The sequence below is a fragment of the Pseudomonas sp. BB438 genome, from assembly GCF_057180225.1.
The window spans coordinates 399,234-419,385 of sequence record NZ_CM170001.1; the positions used below are offsets into that span (position 1 = coordinate 399,234).

The 20,152-nt window shown below is 66.1% G+C and carries 23 protein-coding genes; 11 read left to right on the forward strand and 12 right to left on the reverse strand.

Going from position 1 to position 20,152, the window contains the following annotated elements; translation table 11 throughout:
* Positions 1-90 precede the first annotated feature (90 nt).
* The 5 genes from AC1ZV1_RS01915 to AC1ZV1_RS01935 form a co-directional block, all read right to left on the reverse strand.
* Positions 91-342: a YfhL family 4Fe-4S dicluster ferredoxin gene (locus AC1ZV1_RS01915; RefSeq protein ID WP_484295297.1), complete on the reverse strand. Its 252-nt coding sequence runs from the start codon at positions 340-342 to the stop codon at positions 91-93.
* A 133-nt stretch (positions 343-475) separates the two neighbouring features.
* Entirely contained in the window at positions 476-955 is a 480-nt protein-coding gene (coaD, locus tag AC1ZV1_RS01920) for a pantetheine-phosphate adenylyltransferase (RefSeq protein WP_024767001.1), read from the reverse strand.
* A gap of 199 nt (positions 956-1,154) precedes the next feature.
* Positions 1,155-2,750 carry a GMC family oxidoreductase gene (locus AC1ZV1_RS01925; RefSeq protein WP_484295298.1) on the reverse strand — a complete coding sequence of 532 codons (1,596 nt, stop codon included), beginning with the start codon at positions 2,748-2,750 and terminating at the stop codon, positions 1,155-1,157.
* Between the two features lie 39 nt (positions 2,751-2,789).
* Positions 2,790-3,335: a twin-arginine translocation pathway signal protein gene (locus AC1ZV1_RS01930; protein WP_484295299.1), complete on the reverse strand. Its 546-nt coding sequence runs from the start codon at positions 3,333-3,335 to the stop codon at positions 2,790-2,792.
* 48 nt (positions 3,336-3,383) lie between these two features.
* Positions 3,384-4,814 (reverse strand): coniferyl aldehyde dehydrogenase, encoded by a 1,431-nt coding sequence (locus AC1ZV1_RS01935; protein ID WP_484295300.1) that lies wholly within the window; start codon positions 4,812-4,814, stop codon positions 3,384-3,386.
* 245 nt (positions 4,815-5,059) lie between these two features.
* On the opposite strand from AC1ZV1_RS01935, the gene AC1ZV1_RS01940 reads away from it, so the two are divergent.
* Entirely contained in the window at positions 5,060-5,713 is a 654-nt protein-coding gene (locus tag AC1ZV1_RS01940; RefSeq protein ID WP_484295301.1) for a TetR/AcrR family transcriptional regulator, read from the forward strand.
* 7 nt (positions 5,714-5,720) lie between these two features.
* Here AC1ZV1_RS01940 and AC1ZV1_RS01945 read toward each other — a convergent pair whose 3' ends face one another.
* Both AC1ZV1_RS01945 and AC1ZV1_RS01950 read right to left on the reverse strand, forming a co-directional pair.
* Positions 5,721-6,137, reverse strand: coding sequence for a GNAT family N-acetyltransferase (locus AC1ZV1_RS01945; protein ID WP_484295302.1), 417 nt, complete (start codon positions 6,135-6,137; stop codon positions 5,721-5,723).
* An 82-nt stretch (positions 6,138-6,219) separates the two neighbouring features.
* Positions 6,220-7,215 carry a hydrolase gene (locus AC1ZV1_RS01950; RefSeq protein ID WP_484295303.1) on the reverse strand — a complete coding sequence of 332 codons (996 nt, stop codon included), beginning with the start codon at positions 7,213-7,215 and terminating at the stop codon, positions 6,220-6,222.
* Positions 7,216-7,323: 108 nt separating this feature from the next.
* Here AC1ZV1_RS01950 and AC1ZV1_RS01955 point away from each other — a divergent pair, with 108 nt between their 5' ends.
* Both AC1ZV1_RS01955 and AC1ZV1_RS01960 read left to right on the forward strand, forming a co-directional pair.
* A complete protein-coding gene (locus AC1ZV1_RS01955) occupies positions 7,324-7,677 on the forward strand; it encodes a hypothetical protein (RefSeq protein ID WP_484295304.1) in 354 nt (117 codons plus the stop codon).
* A 71-nt stretch (positions 7,678-7,748) separates the two neighbouring features.
* Entirely contained in the window at positions 7,749-8,744 is a 996-nt protein-coding gene (locus AC1ZV1_RS01960; RefSeq protein ID WP_484295305.1) for a tetratricopeptide repeat protein, read from the forward strand.
* A 5-nt stretch (positions 8,745-8,749) separates the two neighbouring features.
* Here AC1ZV1_RS01960 and AC1ZV1_RS01965 read toward each other — a convergent pair whose 3' ends face one another.
* The 4 genes from AC1ZV1_RS01965 to AC1ZV1_RS01980 are packed head-to-tail and all read right to left on the reverse strand — an operon-like array spanning position 8,750 to position 12,790.
* Complete coding sequence (locus tag AC1ZV1_RS01965) at positions 8,750-9,304, reverse strand: hypothetical protein (protein ID WP_484295306.1); 555 nt, start codon at positions 9,302-9,304, stop codon at positions 8,750-8,752.
* Between the two features lie 3 nt (positions 9,305-9,307).
* Positions 9,308-9,916: a 16S rRNA (guanine(966)-N(2))-methyltransferase RsmD gene (rsmD, locus tag AC1ZV1_RS01970; RefSeq protein WP_484295307.1), complete on the reverse strand. Its 609-nt coding sequence runs from the start codon at positions 9,914-9,916 to the stop codon at positions 9,308-9,310.
* Positions 9,916-11,427 carry a M16 family metallopeptidase gene (locus AC1ZV1_RS01975; RefSeq protein ID WP_484295308.1) on the reverse strand — a complete coding sequence of 504 codons (1,512 nt, stop codon included), beginning with the start codon at positions 11,425-11,427 and terminating at the stop codon, positions 9,916-9,918. Before AC1ZV1_RS01975 ends, rsmD begins: the two co-directional genes overlap by 1 nt.
* Positions 11,420-12,790 carry a M16 family metallopeptidase gene (locus AC1ZV1_RS01980; protein ID WP_484295309.1) on the reverse strand — a complete coding sequence of 457 codons (1,371 nt, stop codon included), beginning with the start codon at positions 12,788-12,790 and terminating at the stop codon, positions 11,420-11,422. The genes AC1ZV1_RS01975 and AC1ZV1_RS01980 overlap by 8 nt, the downstream gene beginning before the upstream one ends.
* 206 nt (positions 12,791-12,996) lie before the next feature.
* Here AC1ZV1_RS01980 and ftsY point away from each other — a divergent pair, with 206 nt between their 5' ends.
* From ftsY to AC1ZV1_RS02005, 5 genes are all read left to right on the forward strand, one after another.
* Positions 12,997-14,430, forward strand: coding sequence for a signal recognition particle-docking protein FtsY (gene ftsY, locus AC1ZV1_RS01985; RefSeq protein ID WP_484295310.1), 1,434 nt, complete (start codon positions 12,997-12,999; stop codon positions 14,428-14,430).
* Positions 14,427-15,098 carry a cell division ATP-binding protein FtsE gene (ftsE, locus tag AC1ZV1_RS01990; protein WP_138519714.1) on the forward strand — a complete coding sequence of 224 codons (672 nt, stop codon included), beginning with the start codon at positions 14,427-14,429 and terminating at the stop codon, positions 15,096-15,098. Before ftsY ends, ftsE begins: the two co-directional genes overlap by 4 nt.
* Positions 15,098-16,108, forward strand: a complete 1,011-nt coding sequence (gene ftsX / locus AC1ZV1_RS01995) for a permease-like cell division protein FtsX (protein ID WP_484295311.1) — start codon at positions 15,098-15,100, stop codon at positions 16,106-16,108. The genes ftsE and ftsX overlap by 1 nt, the downstream gene beginning before the upstream one ends.
* Positions 16,109-16,218: 110 nt before the next feature.
* Complete coding sequence (rpoH, locus tag AC1ZV1_RS02000; protein ID WP_484295312.1) at positions 16,219-17,073, forward strand: RNA polymerase sigma factor RpoH; 855 nt, start codon at positions 16,219-16,221, stop codon at positions 17,071-17,073.
* A gap of 83 nt (positions 17,074-17,156) precedes the next feature.
* Entirely contained in the window at positions 17,157-17,771 is a 615-nt protein-coding gene (locus AC1ZV1_RS02005) for a hypothetical protein (RefSeq protein WP_484295313.1), read from the forward strand.
* On the opposite strand, the gene mtgA is transcribed toward AC1ZV1_RS02005, so the two are convergent.
* On the reverse strand, positions 17,768-18,490 hold the full coding sequence (gene mtgA, locus AC1ZV1_RS02010; RefSeq protein ID WP_484295314.1) for a monofunctional biosynthetic peptidoglycan transglycosylase: 723 nt from the start codon (positions 18,488-18,490) through the stop codon (positions 17,768-17,770). The genes AC1ZV1_RS02005 and mtgA overlap by 4 nt on opposite strands.
* Before the next feature lie 32 nt (positions 18,491-18,522).
* On the opposite strand from mtgA, the gene AC1ZV1_RS02015 reads away from it, so the two are divergent.
* The 3 genes from AC1ZV1_RS02015 to AC1ZV1_RS02025 all read left to right on the forward strand — a co-directional run bounded on the left by AC1ZV1_RS02015 (position 18,523) and on the right by AC1ZV1_RS02025 (position 20,058).
* Positions 18,523-18,891, forward strand: a complete 369-nt coding sequence (locus AC1ZV1_RS02015; protein WP_138519710.1) for a DUF423 domain-containing protein — start codon at positions 18,523-18,525, stop codon at positions 18,889-18,891.
* 100 nt (positions 18,892-18,991) lie between these two features.
* Positions 18,992-19,192, forward strand: a complete 201-nt coding sequence (gene thiS, locus AC1ZV1_RS02020; RefSeq protein ID WP_205338666.1) for a sulfur carrier protein ThiS — start codon at positions 18,992-18,994, stop codon at positions 19,190-19,192.
* 59 nt (positions 19,193-19,251) lie between these two features.
* Positions 19,252-20,058 (forward strand): thiazole synthase, encoded by an 807-nt coding sequence (locus AC1ZV1_RS02025; RefSeq protein WP_484295315.1) that lies wholly within the window; start codon positions 19,252-19,254, stop codon positions 20,056-20,058.
* Positions 20,059-20,152 lie beyond the last annotated feature (94 nt).

Genomic DNA, 20,152 nt, shown 5'->3' on the forward strand with positions numbered 1-20,152 from the left:
AAAACCGAATAGGGCGAAGGTGGAGGATAGACAATCCACAACGCCGCGGGTTTGTGAGAACTCAATGAAAACGTGTCGAAACGCGCGAAGTCAGGCTTTGCCGGTGAGCTTCTTGTACTTTTCCATCAACTGATCCTTGCTCTCGACGTTGTTTTCGTCGAGGGGGATGCAGTCGACCGGGCAGACCTGCTGGCACTGCGGTTCGTCATAGTGACCGACGCACTCGGTGCACAGGTTCGGGTCGATGACGTAGATCTCCTCGCCCTGGGAGATCGCGGCGTTGGGGCACTCGGGTTCGCAGACGTCGCAGTTGATGCAATCGTCAGTGATTTTCAGGGACATCGAACAACTCCAACCAAGGCGGCAGCCGTGGCGATCGGTAGCAACAAGGGTGAAATTGTGCCGTATCGGCGCGCTGAGTGCACGCAGACGGGGAGTCAGTGGACGGAAACCGCCTTCCCTGGCGGCTCGGCGATCAGCGCTTGAAGCGCTCGGCCAGGGCGCTGGCCACCGCGGGATGCACGAACTTGGTGATGTCGCCACCCAGCGCCGCGATCTCGCGCACCAGGGTGGAGGAGATGAAGGAGTACTTCTCCGACGGCGTGAGGAACATGCTTTCCAGGTCGGGGGCGAGCTGGCGGTTCATGTTGGCCAGCTGGAACTCGTACTCGAAGTCCGACACCGCGCGCAGGCCGCGCAGCAGGATGTTGGCGTTCTGTTCCTTGGCGAAGTGGGCGAGCAGCGTCGAGAAGCCGACGACTTCCACGTTGGGCAGGTGCGAAGTGACCTGGCGGGCCAGTTCTACGCGCTGCTCCAGCGGGAACAGGGGATTCTTCTTGGGGCTGGCGGCGACGGCAATGATCACCTGGTCGAACAGTCGCGAGGCGCGTTCGACCAGATCGGCATGGCCTTTGGTGATGGGGTCGAAGGTACCCGGGTACAACACTCGATTCATCGCGGCGTCCTGGTCGGCTCTTGTTGGCAGGCTGGTGCAATAGCGGGCGGATGGTAACGCAGCATGTCCGTGGGGCCAAGCGACCTTGGTAGTGCTTCTGTGAACGGACTACCTGAGAGAGCCGACGAGAGACCGGTGAGTCACGCGCAGGCCCCGTGCCAGAGCCTGCGCGTGCGGTATTGCCTGATGCGGCGGCGAATCAGGCCTTGCCCAGGCGCTTGGTCAGGGCGTCGGCGAGTTGCGCGGTGAGGCCGTAGACCGAGAGCTGCGGGTTGGCGCCGATGCTGGTGGGGAACAGCGAGCCGTCGTGGATCGACAGGTTCTCAAGCTGGTGGTGGCGACCGAGGCTGTCGCACACCGATTGCCTCGGGTCCTCGCCCATGGCGCAGCCGCCCATCACGTGAGCGCTGCCCAGGCGGGTGCGGTAGAGCTCCAGGCTCAGGCCGTCGATCAGCGCGTGCGCTTCCTTGGCGCTTTTCACGTAGTCGGCATCGGCATGCAGCGGCAGCACGGCCTTGGCGCCCGCGGCGAACTGGATGTCGGCCATGGTGTGGAAGGCGCGGCGGATGCCGTCCCAGGTGTAGTCGGTCATCTGGTAGTCGAGCACCGGGGTATCGTCGCCACGCAGGCTGACCGAGCCGGAGGCGCTGTCCGGGTGGAAGCCGTCGCGCATCAGCGCGAGGATCACGTTGGTGTGCGGCAACTGCTCCATGCGCAGCGCGTTGTCCTCGCCGAAGCGGCCGAGCAGGGTGGCGCTGAGTGCCGGTTGCAGCGGCGGGACTTCAAGCTTGTAGGACATGCGCCCGGTAGCGCCATCGTCCCACTGGAAATGGTCGGAATAGATCGACTGCGGCGCGCCGTAAAAGGGGTTGATGACCTCGTCGAACAGGGCGGCGCTGAAGTTCACCGTGTGCAGGAAGGTGCGTTGGCCGACGCGGCCGTTCGGGTCCGGCGCCTTGGAGCGCAGGAGGATCGCCGGGGTGTTGATGCCGCCGCCGGAGAGCACGTAGTGACGCGCCTTGATGGTGACCTTGCGACCTGTGGGAGCGACGCAGCGCTCGTCCATGGCCGAGCATTCCAGGCCGCTGACCTTGGTGCCGTCGTGCAGCAGGCGGTCGGCGCGGGCGAGGAACAGCAGCTCGCCGCCCTTTTCCAGGGTCGCCGGGATGGTGGTCACCAGCATCGATTGCTTGGCGTTGGTCGGGCAGCCCATTCCGCAGTAGCCGATGTTCCAGCAGCCACGGACGTTGCGCGGGATGACCTTCCAGTGCAGGCCGAGCTTCTCGCAGCCGTTGCGGATCACGTCGTTGTTGGCGTTGGGTGGCATCGCCCAGGGCGCGACGCCCAGGCGTTGCTCCATCTTCTCGAACCAGGGCGCCATCTCGGCGACGCTGTGGCCCTTCACGCCGTGTTCCTTGGCCCAGTGCTCCAGGGTCGGCTCGGGGGTGCGGAAGCTGGACGTCCAGTTGACCAGGGTGGTGCCGCCCACGGCGCGGCCCTGGAGGATGGTGATGGCGCCATCCTTGCTCATCCGGCCGATGCCTTCCTGGTACAGGCTGGGATAGGCGTCGGATTCCTGCATCTTGAAGTCGGTGCTGGTCTTGAGCGGGCCTTCTTCCACCAGCAGCACTTTGTAGCCGGCGGCGCTCAAGGCTTCGGCAGTGGTGCCACCGCCGGCGCCGGAGCCGACGATCACGACATCGGCCTCCAGGGTCAGGTCCTTGTCCAGGCGCGAGCCGTTGTGGACTTTCCAGCCGCGGGCTAGGCCCTCGGCGAACAGATCGGGTACGGGCATCGGGAATCTCTCAGGCGAATTCTTGTTGTTCTGGCGGTATCAGATCTTCGGCGGACCGGGGTAGCCGCAATGGCCCCAGGATTCCGTGCGGCCGTACCAGGCCATCATCACCAGTTGCAGCAGCGAGCTGTGGCCCATCTTCAGCAGGGAGATGACGCTGTTCTGCCAGCGGTGCAGGAAGTTCTTCACGTCGTCCGTGCTGGCGTTGTCCCAGCTGCCCCAGATACCGGTGAGCGGCCCGCGGGTGATCGGCAGGGCGAGCACGTCGAACAGCTGCACGGTGAGCTTGAGCATTTCCGGGGAGAGATGATTGAGGGTGTTGTCCAGGCTTGAGAGGGTGCCCTTGACCGCCTCGGCCATGCGCTCGGCAGGCACCGCGCCGGCCAGCATCACCGGGATCAGCGCACGCAGGAAGGGCAGGTCGGAGTCGCGCAGCACGGCGAAACCGTTGGCCGGGGTACTGGCCGAACAGCCGCTCAGGCTGGCAGTGACGCCTGCCGTGGCGAGGAAGGCCCCGCCCAGCAGGCCGATCTTGAGCACGCCGCGCCGGGAGAGTCCCGGCGCGCTCAGGGAGGTGTCTGTCATTCTTGTTCTGTCACCTGTGTAGAGGGCACCTGTGGTGGATGTCGGCGGTCAGCGGATGAACAGCTTGTAGACCAGCTTCTGCAGCGACTTGCCGTAGGGCGGGTAGATCACCCGCGCGGCGTTGAAGCGCGGCTTGCTGAACACGCCCTTGGCCTTGGAGAAGGTCAGGAAGCCTTCGTGGCCGTGGTAGTGGCCCATGCCGGACGGACCGACACCGCCGAAGGGCATGTCGTCCTGAGCGACGTGCAGCAGGGTGTCGTTCAGGCAGACGCCGCCCGAATGGGTCTGGGCCAGTACATGGTCCTGCTCGCGCTTGTCGTAGCCGAAGAAGTACAGCGCCAGGGGGCGGTCGCGCTCGTTGATGTAGCTGAGCGCCTGATCGAGGTTCTGGTAGGGGATTACCGGCAGCAGCGGGCCGAAGATCTCTTCCTGCATGATCTTCATCTCGTCGGTCACGTTCAGCACCAGCGCCTGCGGCAAGCGGCGGCCCTGGGCCTGCGGGAACAGCGGCACGACGGTGGCGCCGCGGGCCTTGGCGTCGGCGAGATAGCCGTTCAGGCGCGACAGCTGCCGCTCGTTGATGATCGCGGTGTAGTCGGGGTTGTTTTCCAGCTTCGGGAAGAAGCCCTGCACCACCTGGCGGTAGCTTTCGACGAATTCGTCGACGCGGTGCTGCGGCACCAGCACGTAGTCCGGCGCCACGCAGGTCTGGCCGGCATTGAGCGACTTGCCGAAGGCGATGCGCTCGGCGGCGTCCTTCATTGGCACACTGGCGGAAACGATGGCCGGCGACTTGCCGCCCAGTTCCAGGGTGACCGGGGTGAGGTTCTCGGCGGCGGCGCGCATCACGTGCTTGCCGACGCTGGTCGCGCCGGTGAACAGCAGGTGGTCGAAGGGCAACTTGGAGAAGGCCACGCCGACATCCACTTCACCTTGCACCACGGCAACCAGGTCCTCGGGGAACACCTTGCCCAGCAGCGTTTTCAGCACGCGGGCGGATTCCGGGGTGGACTCGCTCATCTTGATCATCACCCGGTTGCCGGCGGCAAGCGCCCCGGTCAGGGGGCCTATGGCGAGGAACAGCGGGTAGTTCCACGGCACGATCACGCCGACCACGCCCAGCGGCTGGTAGATGACCTTGGCCGAGGCCGGCATGAACTGCATGCCGACGCTGCGCCGTGAAGGCTTCATCCACTTCTTCACGCGCTTGGCCGCGTAATGCACGCCGTGCAGGCTGGGCATCACCTCGGCAAGCAGGGTCTCGTCGGCGGAGCGGTTGCTGAAGTCAGTGTTGATCGCCTCGATGATCGCCTTCTGCTCGGTCACCAGCAGGTTGGCGAGGCTTTTCAGCCACTGGATGCGCTGGCCGGCGTCGGGCATCGGGTTGGCGCGGTACGCCTGGCGCTGGCGTTCGAGAAGGGTTTCCAGCTGGCTGATCTGCTGCTGGGTCTGCTGCAGGTAGGCGATATCGGCAACCATGACGGGCTCCTGGGCGGAAGCAGGTGGGGAAGCTCTCCGATGATTCGCACATGATTCCCGGATGCTTCGCGTTTTTATACTGTCGCTGGTTTTTTAGAGCAATTGCTCTAGAGTGTCAATCAGCATGCCGGTTCCGCGCCGCCGGGCCCAGCCAACGAAAAGTTGGGCGAACCGGGGAGTTGTGTCAGGTGGTAGCAATCGGTGTACCTTTGCGTCCGCGCAGTCCGCTTCGACGAGTTTTCGCAATGGCACCACGCATCAACACCCGTGACCGCATCGCCCAGGCCAGCCTGGAGCTGTTCAACGCCCAGGGCGAGCGCAGCGTCACCACCAATCACATCGCCGCGCACCTGGGTATCTCGCCGGGCAACCTGTACTACCACTACCGCAACAAGCAGGTGATCATCGCCCAGCTGTTCGCCGAGTACGAACGCCACGTCGACCAGTTCCTGCACCTGCCCGAGGGCCGCGCGCTGACGGTGGAGGACAAGACCTTCTACCTCGAGGCGCTGCTCGCCGCGATGTGGCACTACCGCTTTCTGCACCGCGACCTGGAGCACCTGCTGGACTCCGACCCGGAGCTGGCCGCCGGCTACCGAGCCTTCGCCCGCCGCGCCATGGACAACGCCAAGGCGATCTACCGCGGCTTTGTCGACGCCGGCATCCTGCAGATGGACGAGCCCCAGCTCGAAGCCCTGACTCTCAACGCCTGGATCATCCTCACCTCCTGGGTGCGCTACCTGTGCACCACCCGCGAAGTGGCCAGCGACCTCAGTGAAGCGCTGATGCGCCGCGGCATCTACCAGGTGCTGGCGCTGGAAAGCGGCCACATCGCCCCGGCATTCCGCGGGGCGGTGGCGGCGGTGTTCGACCGGCTGTACGTGCCGCTCGAAGACTGATTCATTGTCAGGCGTCGATCTTGCGCGGCCCCGGCACCCGTGGCCGGCGCAAGGCGATGCCATGGCGCAGGAAGAACGCTTCCACGCCCTCGGTGGCATCGGTGTAGAGCGTGCGGTTCGGGTGATCGGCGAGGAAGCGCGCCATCAGCGCCAGGCCGATCCCGCGCGACTGGTAGCCCGGCAACACGGCGATTTCCGCCAGCCAGGTGGTCTGCGCCGTTTCGCTTTCCGCGCGCAGCAGGCCGAGCACCTGATCACCGTCCAGGGCCAGCAGGAAGTAGCTGGAGAATTCGTAGAGATCGCGCAGCTCCGCCTGGGTACCGGGCGAGCCCCAGCCCACGGCGCGGTATAGCGCGGCGATGCCCGCGCACTGGGCATCGCTCAGTGGTTCGTTGTGCAGAATCGTCAGCGGCGTGTCGTGCATGGCGGCGCTCCTTCCTGGCGTTTCCTTCCGGGTGCAGTTCCAGTCTGCCTCATTCCCGCGTCCGGGGGCTGACCCAGCGCAGTCAGGCTTCCCGCCGTTCGCGCAGCCATTGCGGGATGCGGCGCTCCAGGTAGTAGTCCGGGCGCCGGGGCGAGCCGCCGATGAAGCCGACGTGGCCGCCATGGGGCAGCAGCTCCATTTGCGTCGATTCGGACAGCTCGTCCAGCTGCGGCACGCTGTGGGCGTGGATGAACGGGTCGTCGCTGGACTGGATGATCAGCGTCGGTACGCGGATCCCGCCCAGGTAATAGCGGCTGGAGGCGCGCCGGTAGTAATCGTGCACGTCGGCGAAACCGTGCAGTGGCGCGGTTACCCGGTCGTCGAAGTCCCAGAAGGTGCGCATGCCGTCCAGCGGACCGAGGCGTTCCAGGGCGGCGAGGTTCTCCGCGTGACCGGCGCTGGCGAAGGCCTGCCGCTTGGTCTGCACATAGGCCACCAGTTCGCGCATGAAGTGCGCCTGGTAGACCTTGGAGAAGCCGATGCCGATGCGGTCGGCGCACTGGTCCAGGCGAAAGGGCACCGAGACCGCTACCGCTCCCTTCAACGGGCAGCTGTCCGAGGCTTCGCCCAGGTACTTGAGCAATACGTTGCCGCCCAGCGAATAGCCCACGGCGTAGAGCGGTGCCATCGGCCGCTTGGCGCGGACGTGAGCGACCACCGACGCGAGGTCCTCGCTGACGCCCGAGTGATAGCCGCGCGGCAGCAGGTTCGACTCGCCCGAACAGCCGCGCCAGTTCAGCGCGACACTGGCCCAGCCCTGCGCCGCCAGCTGTTGCTGCAGGCCGAGGATGTAGTGCGAGGACGACGAGCCCGTCAGACCGTGCAATGCCAGCACCAGCGGCGCATCCGCCTCGTGCGGGCCGTGCCAGTCGAGGTCGATGAAGTCGCCATCGTCCAGCCACAGACGCTCGCGAATACGCTCGAGGCTGGGCAACTGGCGGACGAGCGAGCCATAGAGTGTCTGCAGGTGAGGGCTGGGAAGCCACCACGCGGGTTTGAACGAGGAGGGTATAGTCATCACGAATCGAATGGGGCCGACAAGCCGTGATAGTAACGCCAAGTCGGCCATGCAATGGATGCCTTGTGCGTCCTTGGCCAGGGAAACCCACGCAAAGGAGGGGATGGCATGTGGAGGAAAGTCGCGGCGTTGAGCCTGGTCGTATGGCTGGCCGCGTGTGGCGAACCAGTGCCGCAGGAGCACCGCTCCTACGTTGGCTTGTGGACGGCTCCGGAGATGAGCCTGCTGGTGACGGCGGATGGCCGCGTCGTCTACAAGCGAGTGTCGGGCAGTACGTCGCGTTCGGTCGAGGCGCCGATCAAGCGCTACGAAAGCGATGGCTTTACCGTGGGAATCGGCCCCTTCGACACGCACTTCAAGGTCTCCAAGCCTCCCTACCAGGACGGCAGCCAGTGGAAGATGGTGGTCGACGGCGTAGAGCTGGTGCGCACCAGCACCGTTGATGTCGGCAAGTCGATCTGATATCCGCAACCACTGCCACAAGGTCGAGCCGGGACGGCCGACCGTTTCAACCGACATGAGGATTGTCACGAATGTTCAGCCGCTGGGTATTTCTGTCCGCTCTTTCACTTGCCCTGCCCACCGCTGCCTCGGCCGAGGGCGCATCGTCCGGCTTCAGCGAGGTGCCGCCCGGCGCCGAGCAGGATGACGAGCGCGGCGAGCAACTGTTCGCCGAGTTCACCCGCCTCCATCAGGCCGCCGAGACAGGCGAGCCGCAGGCGCTGTTCGATTTCGGCGCGTACCTCTACCAGCAGCAGAACTACGCCGGCGCGCGCAAATGGTGGGGCAAGGCTGCCGACGCGGGAATGGCGCGTGCGCAGATTCAGTTGGCCATGCTCTATCGCGACGGTGACGGCGGCCCCGAGGACAAGACCGAAGCGGCGCGCTGGTTCCGCAAGGCTGCGGAGCAGGGCGATGCCGGCGCGCAGAACGAAATGGGCGTCCTCTACTGGGGTGGCGAAGGCGTCGACAAGGACCGGGTGAAGGCCGGCAGCTGGTTCGAGCGTGCGGCCGAGGCGGGTAGCGAAGACGCGGAGACCAACCTGGGCTGGTTCTATCTGGACGACTCCCAGGGCCTCTACGACGCCACCTCCGAGGAGGAGGCTGCACTGCAGGACCGTTATGCCGCCAGCCGGGAAAAGGCCTTCCTGTGGTTCTGCAAGGCGGCGAGCCAAGGCAATGCCCGTGCCCAGTTCAAAGTCGGCGAGGCCTACTGGAATGGCACCGGCGCGGGCATGAACAAGCTGCAGGCGCGGCTCTGGCTGGAGAAGGCCGCACAGCAGCAGGACGCGGAAGCCATCGCCTGGCTGAAGACTGCCGAGGACGCGGCCTGGTACACCCGCCTGGAAAACTGGGCCCACGCCGCGCTGGATGGCGAGCTGTCCGGCAGCGCCGATTGCTCGGGCGTGCCCGATCGCCGGCACGCCAATCGCGGTGTGGAGAGCGCGTCGTCTGAACCGGAGGCCGTTGAGGCCAGCGCAGTTGATGCAGCCGAGGCCGTCGACGCGGCGGAGCCGGCGAGCCAGTAGGCTCGCTACCAGCCGAACTCGTCGGCCAGGTCTTCCGCGCGGCGGGCATCGCCGAGCAACAGCGCCAGTTCGCCGATCAGTTCGCGGCGGTAAAGCGGGTTGACGCTGTAGTCCTCGGCGAAGATATCTTCGCCAGCCCCACGCCATACCCGGGCGAAGGTGGCGAGGCAGGCGGTCATCTGCCAGAGATCATCGAACATCGGCGCGGGGTCCCAGGGGCCGCCGTGTTGATCGAAGAGGATACGGCCGCTGGAGCATTCGAAGATGAGGGGATCGGCACCCTGGTCCGCCACCACGATCCAGTCATCGCTCCATCCCGCCAGCCGCTCGCCGGTCAGGCCGTGCCAGCGATAGCCGGCCTGCTGCTTCCACAGTTTCGCCAGCGAGGGAATGAAGAACGGGTTGCCGGCGGTATCCAGGGTGCAGTCGCACGGACCGACCTCACGGTAGTAGCGTTCCAGCTCGGCAGGCAGGGCGATATCGCCGGCCCAATCGCTGGCGGGCTGCTCGGCACAGCGCTCGTCCAGCGCCAGCAACTGTTCGCGAATGCCGTCCGCCATCCGTCAGCCTTCTCTCTGCCACAGCGCGTAGTGCACAGAGCCCGCTTTCTTCTCCCGATGCAGTCGCCAGTTGCCCGGCAGGCCGAGGTTGGAGGGCACGGCTTCGCTTTCGGTGTAGATCCATGCGCCCTGGGCCAGCCAGCCGCGGTCTTCCAGCAGGCGGCAGGCGTTCTGCAGCAGGTCCTGGTGGAAGGGGGGGTCGAGAAAGACCAGGTCGAAGGCCTGGGAGGCCGGTGCATCGAGGTAGTGCAGCGAGTCGGTCATCAGCAACTGGCCGTTGCCGCACTTGAGCGTGTCGAGGGTGGCACGCAGGGCGGCCACCGCTTCGCCATTGGCATCCAGCGCGAGGCCCGAGCTGGCGCCACGGGACAGCGCTTCGAGGAACAGCGCGCCGCTGCCGGCGAACGGGTCGAGCACGCGGGCGCCCGGGACGTACGCGGCGAGCCAGTTGAACAGGGTCTCACGGACCCGGTCGGGCGTCGGGCGCAGGCCGGGGCCGTCCGGGAAGGCGAAGCGGCGGCTGCGCCATTCGCCACCGATGATGCGCAGCTGGCCCTGGCCGCCGTGGGGCTTGGGTGCAGCGCGCGGGGCGCTGCCGGGTCGTTTGCTCATCAGTGCTCCGGTACGCCGGCAGGTTGTGCGGCGGGTTTGTCGGTGGGTGGCGGCAGCGGTTGCTGCGGCACGGTGGGGCCGGCGGTGACGATGACGAACGCGTCCGGGTCGAGGTGTCGGCGCATGGCCTCCTTCACCTGTTCCACGCTCAGGCCCTGGACCTGGCTGAGGAAGGTCTCGAGGTAATCCAGCGGCAGGTTGTAGAAGCCGATGGCGCCCAGTTGGCCGACGATGTCGGCGTTGCTCGCGGTGGACAGCGGGAAGCTGCCGGCCAGTTCGCGCTTGGCGTCGTCGAGTTCTTTCTGCGTCGGGCCCTTGTCGAGGTAGTCGCGGACGATGTCCTGAACCAGCTTGAGGGTGCCTTCGCTCATTTCGGCGCGGGTCTGCAGGCCGATGGTGAATGGCCCGCGCGACTGCATGCCGGTGAAGCCGGAGTACACGCCATAGGTCAGGCCGCGCTTCTCGCGCACCTGGTCCATCAGACGGGTGCCGAAGCCGCCGCCGCCGAGGATCTGGTTGCCCAGGTAGAGCGCGGCGTAGTCCGGATCGTTACGGGTGATGCCCAGTTGCGCCAGCATCAGCTGGGTCTGCTTGGACGGGAACTCGATGTGGGTGACGCCGGCCTTGGGCATCTGCGGCTCGCCCGGCGCAGGCAGGGCGGGGCCCTTGGGCAGGGATTTGGAGACGCTGCCGGCGATGGCTTCTGCCTGCTCGCGGGTCAGGTCGCCGACCAGCGCGATAACCACGTTGCCGGCGGCGTAGGCCTTCTGGTGGAAGGCGCGAAGCTGGGCGACGCTGATCTTCGGCACCGACTGCTCGTTGCCGTCGCTGGAGTGGGCGTAGGGGTGGTCGCCATAGAGCCGCTTGAACAGCTCGAGGCCAGCCAGCTTGCCGGGGTTCTGCTTCTGGTACTCGAAGCCGGCCATGACCTGGTTCTTGATGCGCGCCAGGGCGTCTTCGGGGAAGGTCGGCTGGCCGATTACCTGGTCGAACAGCGCCAGCGCGGCGTCGCGCTTGGTCGGCTCGCTCAGGCTGCGCAGGCTGGCCACCGCCATGTCGCGGTAGGAGCCGTTGCCGAAGTTGGCGCCCAGGTCGTCGAAGCCAGCGGCGATGGCGCTGGTGTCCTTGCCGGGCACGCCTTCATTGAGCATGGCGTTGGTCAGCATGGCCAGGCCGTAGCTGTCGCCGTCCTGGCTGCTGCCGGCGGCGAAGGTCAGGCGCAGGTCGAACATCGGCAGCTCATGGGCTTCGACGAAGAGCACGCGGGCGCCTTCGGCGGTCTGCCATTGCTGGATGTTCAGCGTGCGGTGGCTGGGCGCCTTGCCGGCGGCTTCGGCGAGCGATTGCAGGCCGGTGGGCGCGGCGTTCTCGGCGGCGGCTGGCTGGGTGGATGCCGGCGCGACCGCTTGGGTTTCGGCGGCGGGGCGGGAAACGAACAGCACCAGTCCGGCGATCAGTGCTATGACGATCAGGCCGACCAGGCCGTAGCGCAGGCCATTGCGTTCACTCATGGCTCGGCTCCTTGTCGGTGGCGACTTCCGGCAGGACCTGGGCGAGGGTCAGGCGGGAGCGGGTGAAGTAGGTGCGGGCGGCTTGCTGGATGTCGTCGGCGGTGACGGCCTGGATGGCTTCCAGGTCCTGGTCCGCCAGGCGCCAGCCGAGGCCGACGCTTTCCAGCTCGCCAATGGTGCTGGCTTGCCCGGCGATGGAGTCGCGCTCGTAGACCAGACCGGCGATGACCTGGGCGCGCACGCGCTCCAGTTCTTCCTGGCTCGGCGGGTTCTGCTTGAGGTCTTCCAGCTGTTTCCACAGCGCTGCCTCGACCTGGTCGAGGGTCTTGCCGGTCTGCACGTTGGGCGTGGCGGAGAGGAAGAACAGGCCGTCGCCTCGGGAGAAGGCGTCGTAGGAGGCCGAGGCCCCGGCGACGATTTCCTCGCCACGCTCCAGGCGGGCGGACAGACGCGCACTGTAGCCGCCGTCGAGGATCGCCGAGATCAGGCGCAGGGCGTTGATCGACTTGGCGTCGTCACTGCTGCCCAGGGTCGGCACGTTGAAGCCCATGATCAGGCTGGGCAGCTGGGTGCGCACGTGCAGTTTCAGGCGGCGCTCACCAGGCTCGGCCAGCTCCAGCGGTTTGCGCGCGGCGGGCAGGTCGCGCTTGGGAATCTCGCCGAAGTACTTCTGCGCCAGGGCTTTCACCTCGTCGCCTGTGACGTCGCCGACTACCACGAGGGTGGCGTTGTTCGGCGCGTACCAGGCCTGGTACCAGTGGCGCAGGTCGTCGATGGTCATGCGCTGCAGGTCGGCCATCCAGCCGATGGTCGGCGTGCGGTAACCGCTGGCGGGGTAAGCGGCGGCCTTGAAACGCTCGAAGGCCAGTGCGCTGGGCTTGTCTTCGGTGCGCAGGCGGCGCTCTTCCTTGATCACCTCGATCTCGCTCTTGAACTGGTCGGCCGGCAGAGCGAGGTGCGCCATGCGGTCGGCTTCCAGCTCCAGCGCCACCGGCAGGCGGTCGCGGGCCAGCACCTGGTAATAGGCGGTGTAGTCGTCGGTGGTGAAGGCGTTCTCCTCCGCGCCGAGGTCGCGCAGCACCAGCGAAGCCTGGCCGGGGCCGAGCTTGCGGCTGCCCTTGAACATCATGTGTTCCAGGGCATGGGAGAGACCGGTGAGGCCGGGCGTCTCGTAGCTGGAGCCGACCTTGTACCAGAGCTGGGAGACCACCACCGGGGCGCGGTGGTCCTCGCGGACGACGACCTTCAGGCCGTTGTCCAGGGTGTATTCGTGGGTGGGCTGTGGTTCCGCGGCGGTCGCCATCAGTGGCAGCAGCAGGGAACCGAGCAGCAGGCCGGCGTGACGGCGTGCAAGGGTTTTCATCGTGGACTGAACCTTTCGGGCTGTCCGCGGGGTCTATGCAGGCTGGCGGCCAGCCTCTTAACCCCGGCGGGCGAGGAGATGCTAGGATACCCATCCGTTTTCCGGGCGGCCACGTTCAGGGCTTCTCAAAGCTGTTTCGAGGCTTTTTTACTGCCTGGCTCTTTGTTACCTGCCTGTGTGGCGCCCCCTAGAGATTCGATCCCTACATGTTTGGTTCCAACGACGACAAGAAGGCCCCGCCTGCCGGGGAGAAGAAGGGTCTGTTCGGCTGGTGGCGCAAGAAGCCCCAGGCCGAGGAGCAGCCCGCCGCCGATGTCGAGCAATCGGTAGAACAGCCGGTTGCCGTCGAGCCCGTTCCTGCGCCGGAACAAGCACCGGTTGCCCAGGCCGAGCCGGTCGCCCCGCGCGCCGAGCCGACGCCGGAGCCTGTGATCGACGTCGTGCCGGCCAGCGTGCCGGTCGAGCCGTTGGTGCAGCCCGCGCTTCAACCTGAGCAACCTGTAGCCCAAGCGTCGCAGCCCGCTGTTCAGCCGGTCGAGGCGCCCACGATCGCTCAGCCGGTCGAGCCCGCGTCCATTGTCGCTCCGGCGCAGCCTGAGCCGGTCGCGGACGCGCCCGTCGTGGTCGCGCAGCCTGAGCCCGAACCTATTGCTGAGCCGGAACCACAACCCGAGCCGCAGGCCAGGCCTGCCGCCGCTGAGCCGTCGAAGCTGGGCTTCTTTGCCCGCCTGAAACAGGGGCTGTCGAAGACCAGCGCCAGCCTCGGCGAAGGTATGGCCAGCCTGTTCCTGGGCAAGAAGGCCATCGACGACGACCTGCTCGACGAGATCGAGACCCGCCTGCTGACCGCCGACGTCGGCGTCGAGGCCACCACCACTATCGTGCAGAACCTCACCAAGCGCGTCGCGCGCAAGGAACTGGCCGACAGCGAAGCGCTGTACAAGGCCCTGCAGGACGAGCTGGCCAGCCTGCTGCGTCCGGTCGAGCAGCCGCTCGCCATCACCCCCGACAAGCAGCCCTACGTGATCCTCGTGGTCGGCGTGAACGGCGTCGGCAAGACCACCACCATCGGCAAGTTGGCGAAGAAGCTGCAGCAGGATGGCAAGAAGGTCATGCTGGCCGCCGGCGACACTTTCCGTGCCGCCGCCGTCGAGCAGCTGCAGGTCTGGGGTGAGCGCAACAACATCGCCGTGATCGCCCAGCACACCGGCGCGGATTCCGCCTCGGTGATCTTCGACGCTGTGCAGGCCGCCAAGGCCCGTGGCGTCGATGTGCTGATCGCCGACACGGCCGGTCGCCTGCACACCAAGGACAACCTGATGGAAGAGCTGAAGAAGGTGCGCCGCGTGATCGGCAAGCTGGACGAGACGGCTCCCCACGAAGTCCTGCTGGTGCTGGATGCTGGCACAGGGCAGAACGCCATCAACCAGGCCAAGCAGTTCAACAACGCCGTGGAACTCACCGGCCTGGCCCTGACCAAGCTGGACGGCACCGCCAAGGGCGGGGTGATCTTCGCCCTGGCCAAGCAGTTCGGCCTGCCGATCCGCTACATCGGCGTTGGCGAAGGGATCGACGATCTTCGTACCTTCGAAGCCGACGCTTTCGTCCGTGCACTCTTCGAGACCCGGGAAATCGCATGATCCGTTTCGAGCAGGTTGGCAAACGCTATCCCAACGGCCATGTCGGCCTGCACGAGATTTCGTTCCGCGTGCCGCGCGGCGAGATCATGTTCGTCACCGGCCACTCCGGCGCCGGCAAGAGCACCCTGCTGCGCCTGATCCTGGCGATGGAGCGGCCCACTTCCGGCAAGCTGCTGCTCGGCGGGCAGGATGTTTCGCGCATCTCCACCGCGCAGATTCCCTTCCTGCGCCGGCAGATCGGCGTGGTGTTCCAGAACCACCAGTTGCTGGATGATCGCAGCGTGTTCGACAACGTCGCGCTGCCCATGCAGATCCTCGGCCTGCCCAAGGCGGACATCGCCTACCGCGTCGAGGCGGCACTGGACCGGGTGAACCTCAAGGAGAAGGCCGAGGACCGTCCGTCCGACCTCTCCACCGGCCAGCAGCAGCGCGTCGGCATCGCCCGCGCGGTGGTGCACCGTCCGGCCCTGCTGCTCGCCGACGAACCCACCGGCAACCTCGACCCGCGCCTGGCTTCGGAAATCATGTCCGTGTTCGAAGACATCAACCGCCTGGGCACCACCGTGCTGATCGCCAGCCACGACCTGGCACTGATCGCGCGCATGCGCCACCGGATGATCACGCTGCAGCGCGGCCGCATCATCGCCGACCGCGAGGAGAACGCCTGATGAGTGCCAATGACCTGCCTCGCGGCAACGAAGAAGGCACTCCGACGCGCAACACGCGCGAGCGCCCGGACGACAACGAGCACCAGGACCACAGCGCCTCCCTTTCGGCCTACGCGGAAAACCACCGCGCCAGCCTGATGGATAGCCTGCACCGCCTGGTCAGCCACCCCTTCGGCAGCTTCTTCACCTGCCTGGTGATGGGCATCACCCTGAGCCTGCCCATGGGCCTGTCGCTGCTGCTGAACAACGTCGAGCGCCTCGGTGGCTCCTGGCAGCGCGCCGCACAGATTTCTCTGTTCCTCGACCTGAAGGCCAACGAGGCACAGGGCCAGGACCTGCGCGAGCAGATCGAGAAGATGCCCGATGTGATCGAGGCGCAGCTGATCAGCCGCGACGAGGCGCTCAAGGAGTTGCAGGAGCAGTCCGGCCTCGGCGAAGCGCTGAAGGAGCTGCCGGATAACCCGCTGCCGGCGGTGATCTCGGTGACACCCAAGCAGATCGACAAGGCCCAGCTGGATGCCTTGCGTCAACGCTTGTCGGAGCTGCCAGGTGTACAACAGGCGCAGCTGGACCTGGTCTGGGTCGAGCGGCTGTCGGCGATCCTCAAGCTGGGTGATCGCTTCGTCTTCGGCCTGACCATCCTGCTGGTGCTGACGCTGCTGCTGGTGATCGGCAACACCATTCGTCTGCACATCGAAAACCGCCGTAACGAAATCGAAGTCATCAAGCTGGTCGGCGGGACGGACGGTTACGTGCGTCGCCCCTTCCTCTATATGGGTGCGCTGTACGGCCTGGGCGCGGGCATCCTGTCCTGGGCCCTGCTGGCCTTCGGCCTGGACTGGCTGAACAGCTCCGTGGTCAACCTGGCCGGGCTGTACGGCAGTGATTTCGGACTGGCGGGCGTACCCATCGACGACGGCCTGTCGCTCACCGTGGGCGCCGTGCTGCTCGGCTGGATCGGCGCCTGGCTGGCCGTGGCGCGCCACCTGCGCGAGCTGGCGCCGCGCTGAAACCCCCTGATTTTGCAGGGCTTAAGCGGGTGTAAAGGAACTTTTACACCCGCTTGCAGTCAGATTTCGCAGTGCTACACTGCGCGAGTTTCGTGAATCGGAGGATTCGCATGACCACTTCTCTGCAACCTGTCTATGCCCTGGCTCCCGGTGCGAACCTGGAAGCCTATGTGCACTCGGTGAACAGCATTCCGCTGCTGACGCCGGAGCAGGAGCGCGAACTGGCCGAACGCCTCTTCTACCAGCAAGATCTGGAAGCGGCACGGCAAATGGTTCTGGCGCACCTGCGCTTCGTCGTGCATATCGCCCGGAGTTATTCCGGGTACGGCCTGGCCCAGGCCGATCTGATCCAGGAAGGCAACGTCGGCCTGATGAAGGCCGTGAAGCGCTTCAACCCGGAAATGGGGGTGCGCCTGGTGTCGTTCGCCGTCCACTGGATCAAGGCGGAAATCCATGAGTTCATCCTGCGCAACTGGCGGATCGTGAAGGTCGCGACCACCAAGGCGCAGCGCAAGCTGTTCTTCAACCTGCGCAGCCAGAAGAAGAAACTCGCTTGGCTGAGCAACGATGAAGTGCACCGCGTCGCGGAAACCCTCGGTGTCGAGGCCCGCGAAGTCCGCGAGATGGAAAGCCGTCTCACCGGGCAGGACATGGCCTTCGACCCGGCGGCGGATGCCGACGACGACAGCGCCTACCAGTCCCCGGCGCATTATCTGGAAGACCATCGCTACGACCCGGCGCGCCAGCTGGAGGAAGCGGACTGGAGCGACAGTTCCACCGCCAGCCTGCACGAGGCGCTGGAAGGCCTGGACGAGCGCAGCCGCGACATCCTCTACCAGCGCTGGCTGGCCGAGGATAAGGCGACGCTGCACGACCTGGCGGCCAAGTACAACGTGTCCGCCGAGCGGATCCGTCAGCTGGAAAAGAACGCGATGAACAAACTCAAGGGTCGCATCGAAGCCTGACCGGCTTCGGCGCGCCCTGCGAGTCGCGAACCGCACCCTGGTGCGGTTTTTTTCTGTCCGCTTGTCTGTGTCTGGAGAGTCCCATGCCGCGCCTGCGTCCCGTCCACGGGATGTTCTTCCTGGTCATCGCCCTGCTGGCCTTCGGTCTCGGCTCCTGGGTCGCTCGCACGTCGGCGCCGCCCAAGCCGCCGCAATGGTTCAACGACTGGACGGAAAAGGTCTTCGAGCCGTTGGCCGACGACAGGCTCACGTTGAATGATCTGCAGACCCAACAGCCGGGTGAGCTCTGGCTCACCGCCAGCCAGGACGGTCCGCAGTTGCACTACCGTGGCAAGCTGGTGACGGAAGAGGGACCCTGGCACGTCGAGGCGGAACTGGCGCTGAGCGATGCCGAACATGCCAGCCTGGCGAAGGCTACCGGCATGCAGCCGACCAGCAAGGACCAGCCGCTGAGCGCCGAGCTGATGGGGCAACTGGGCAACAAGCCGGTCTCCGAGCTGGCGCTGGCGCCACAGGAAGATCTGGCGGTCGGTCGTCTGGCAGTGAGCCTGGGTGATCCGCGCCTGCGCCTGCAGGTGGATGGCGGCGAAGCCTGGGTCTATCCCGAGAAGGGCATGACCCTGCTGCACCGCGACGGCACGCTGCAATGGGTGCGCGTGGTGCCGCGCAATTCCCTCAAGGTCAGCGAGGCGCCTTAAAGGCGTTCGAGGTAATCGCTGCCGCCCAGCTGCCACATCTGCTGGCGGATCCACGAGGCGCGCTGGCGCACGTAGGGGCCCGGCTTGCCGGCGCTCCACTTGCGGGGGTTGGGCAGCACGGCCGCCAGGAGGCTGGCCTGCTGCTGCGACAGGCGCTGGGCGTCGACGCCGAAGTGATGCTGCGCGGCGGCCTGGGCGCCGAACACGCCTGCATCCCATTCCACGCTGTTGAGATAGACCTCGAGAATCCGCTGCTTGGACCAGAAGGTCTCGATCAGCAGGGTGAACCAGGCCTCGAAGCCCTTGCGCACCCAGCTGCGGCCAGTCCACAGGAAGACGTTCTTCGCCACCTGCTGGCTGATGGTGCTGCCGCCACGCACAGTGCCGCCTTGCTCGTTGTGCGCCAGCGCCTTCTGGATGGCCGGCATGTCGAAGCCGTGGTGCTCGGCGAACTTCTGGTCTTCGCTGGCGATCACCGCGAGCTTGAGGCTGTCCGGCAGGTCGTCCCAGGAGCGCCAGCTGCGTTGCAGGTCGATGGGCTTGCCGTTGAACCAGGACTCCACCTTGCGCTCGACCATCACCATGGTGCCGGGCGGCGGCACCCAGCGCAGGATGATGACCAGCGCGACGCTGATGGCGACGAACCAGAGCGCGATCTTGAACAGGCGGCGGAGGACGTTGCGCATGCGAGGCTTTGACTGGGCGGATGAGCGGGCCATTATAGCGGCACTCATCTGCCTGGAGCTTTCCGATGCTGCGTACTTTCCTGATGCTCGCCGCCTTCTTCGGTTTCACCGGTGTCGCCCTCGGCGCCTTTGCCGCCCACGGCCTGAAGAGCAAGCTGACGCCCGAGTACCTGGCGGTGTTCCAGACCGGCGTGCACTACCAGATGCTGCATGCCCTGGCACTGTTCGGTGTGGCGCTGCTCTCGGCGCACGTCGGCGGCACCCTGGTCAGCCTCGCGGGATGGGCCTTCACCGTCGGCATCCTGCTGTTCTCCGGCAGCCTCTACCTGCTGACCCTGGCTGGCCTGGGCGTGGGCATCATCACGCCGATCGGTGGGCTGTTCTTCCTCATCGGCTGGGCGTTGCTGCTGGCCGCGGCCTTCCGACTGGGTTGACCCGGGCGTCAGAAAAGCCCGAGTGCGACGCTCCGGTAACTTGGTCATCGGGCGCGATCGGGCTAGAATGCGACCCCCTCCAGCAACGACCGTCCCGCCCATGCGTATTCAGTTGAATGGCGAACCTTTCGAGCTGCCCGACGGCCACACCGTCGCCAATCTGCTCGAGCGTCTCGACCTCACCGGCAAGCGTGTCGCGGTCGAGCTCAATCTGGACATCGTGCCGCGCAGCCAGCACGCCGCCACCGCCCTGAGCGAAGGCGACCAGGTGGAAGTGGTGCATGCCATTGGCGGCGGCTGACGGCCGCCCCCCAGACTTTCAGGCCCCGCCCGCCTTCCCTTTTCGTCAGGAGTGATCCGATGAGCCACACCAACGCCAATCTGCCGGTCGACAAGCCCTTCACCCTGGCTGGCCGTACCTACCATTCGCGCCTGCTGGTCGGCACCGGCAAGTACAAGGATCTCGAGGAGACCCGTGTCGCCATCGAGGCCTCGGGCGCCGAGATCGTCACCGTCGCTGTGCGCCGCACCAACATTGGACAGAACCCGGGCGAGCCCAACCTGCTGGACGTGATTCCGCCGGATCGCTTCACCATCCTGCCGAACACCGCCGGTTGCTACGACGCCGTCGAAGCCGTGCGCACCTGCCGCCTGGCCCGCGAGCTGCTGGATGGCCACAACCTGGTCAAGCTGGAGGTCCTGGCCGACCAGAAGACGCTCTTCCCCAACGTCGTCGAAACACTCAAGGCCGCCGAAGTGCTGGTCAAGGACGGCTTCGACGTCATGGTGTACACCAGTGACGACCCGATTATCGCCCGCCAACTGGCCGAGATCGGCTGCATCGCGGTGATGCCGCTGGCCGGGCTGATCGGCTCGGGCCTGGGCATCTGCAACCCGTACAACCTGCGCATCATCCTCGAGGAAGCCACCGTTCCGGTGCTGGTGGATGCCGGCGTCGGCACTGCCTCCGACGCGACCATCGCCATGGAGCTGGGCTGCGAAGCCGTGCTGATGAACACCGCCATTGCCCACGCGCAGAACCCGGTGATGATGGCCGAGGCCATGAAACACGCCATCGTCGCCGGCCGCCTGGCCTATCTGGCCGGTCGCATGCCGCGCAAGCTTTACGCCAGCGCGTCGTCGCCGATGACGGGCCTGATCAACTAAGTATTTCCATCCCGACGCGCGGGCCGGTTAGCCAATGGCAGCCGGCCCGCGTGTGCATTTACCCCGCAGGGTCCGAGTCATGAGTGACATTCCC

What these genes read in the sequence shown, in the direction of transcription:
- AC1ZV1_RS01915 (WP_484295297.1), bottom strand. Translation starts at nt 342, where the DNA reads ATGTCCCTGAAAATCACTGACGATTGCATCAACTGCGACGTCTGCGAA.
- coaD (WP_024767001.1), bottom strand. Translation starts at nt 955, where the DNA reads ATGAATCGAGTGTTGTACCCGGGTACCTTCGACCCCATCACCAAAGGC.
- AC1ZV1_RS01925 (WP_484295298.1), bottom strand. Translation starts at nt 2,750, where the DNA reads ATGCCCGTACCCGATCTGTTCGCCGAGGGCCTAGCCCGCGGCTGGAAA.
- AC1ZV1_RS01930 (WP_484295299.1), bottom strand. Translation starts at nt 3,335, where the DNA reads ATGACAGACACCTCCCTGAGCGCGCCGGGACTCTCCCGGCGCGGCGTG.
- AC1ZV1_RS01935 (WP_484295300.1), bottom strand. Translation starts at nt 4,814, where the DNA reads ATGGTTGCCGATATCGCCTACCTGCAGCAGACCCAGCAGCAGATCAGC.
- AC1ZV1_RS01940 (WP_484295301.1), top strand. Translation starts at nt 5,060, where the DNA reads ATGGCACCACGCATCAACACCCGTGACCGCATCGCCCAGGCCAGCCTG.
- AC1ZV1_RS01945 (WP_484295302.1), bottom strand. Translation starts at nt 6,137, where the DNA reads ATGCACGACACGCCGCTGACGATTCTGCACAACGAACCACTGAGCGAT.
- AC1ZV1_RS01950 (WP_484295303.1), bottom strand. Translation starts at nt 7,215, where the DNA reads ATGACTATACCCTCCTCGTTCAAACCCGCGTGGTGGCTTCCCAGCCCT.
- AC1ZV1_RS01955 (WP_484295304.1), top strand. Translation starts at nt 7,324, where the DNA reads ATGTGGAGGAAAGTCGCGGCGTTGAGCCTGGTCGTATGGCTGGCCGCG.
- AC1ZV1_RS01960 (WP_484295305.1), top strand. Translation starts at nt 7,749, where the DNA reads ATGTTCAGCCGCTGGGTATTTCTGTCCGCTCTTTCACTTGCCCTGCCC.
- AC1ZV1_RS01965 (WP_484295306.1), bottom strand. Translation starts at nt 9,304, where the DNA reads ATGGCGGACGGCATTCGCGAACAGTTGCTGGCGCTGGACGAGCGCTGT.
- rsmD (WP_484295307.1), bottom strand. Translation starts at nt 9,916, where the DNA reads ATGAGCAAACGACCCGGCAGCGCCCCGCGCGCTGCACCCAAGCCCCAC.
- AC1ZV1_RS01975 (WP_484295308.1), bottom strand. Translation starts at nt 11,427, where the DNA reads ATGAGTGAACGCAATGGCCTGCGCTACGGCCTGGTCGGCCTGATCGTC.
- AC1ZV1_RS01980 (WP_484295309.1), bottom strand. Translation starts at nt 12,790, where the DNA reads ATGAAAACCCTTGCACGCCGTCACGCCGGCCTGCTGCTCGGTTCCCTG.
- ftsY (WP_484295310.1), top strand. Translation starts at nt 12,997, where the DNA reads ATGTTTGGTTCCAACGACGACAAGAAGGCCCCGCCTGCCGGGGAGAAG.
- ftsE (WP_138519714.1), top strand. Translation starts at nt 14,427, where the DNA reads ATGATCCGTTTCGAGCAGGTTGGCAAACGCTATCCCAACGGCCATGTC.
- ftsX (WP_484295311.1), top strand. Translation starts at nt 15,098, where the DNA reads ATGAGTGCCAATGACCTGCCTCGCGGCAACGAAGAAGGCACTCCGACG.
- rpoH (WP_484295312.1), top strand. Translation starts at nt 16,219, where the DNA reads ATGACCACTTCTCTGCAACCTGTCTATGCCCTGGCTCCCGGTGCGAAC.
- AC1ZV1_RS02005 (WP_484295313.1), top strand. Translation starts at nt 17,157, where the DNA reads ATGCCGCGCCTGCGTCCCGTCCACGGGATGTTCTTCCTGGTCATCGCC.
- mtgA (WP_484295314.1), bottom strand. Translation starts at nt 18,490, where the DNA reads ATGGCCCGCTCATCCGCCCAGTCAAAGCCTCGCATGCGCAACGTCCTC.
- AC1ZV1_RS02015 (WP_138519710.1), top strand. Translation starts at nt 18,523, where the DNA reads ATGCTGCGTACTTTCCTGATGCTCGCCGCCTTCTTCGGTTTCACCGGT.
- thiS (WP_205338666.1), top strand. Translation starts at nt 18,992, where the DNA reads ATGCGTATTCAGTTGAATGGCGAACCTTTCGAGCTGCCCGACGGCCAC.
- AC1ZV1_RS02025 (WP_484295315.1), top strand. Translation starts at nt 19,252, where the DNA reads ATGAGCCACACCAACGCCAATCTGCCGGTCGACAAGCCCTTCACCCTG.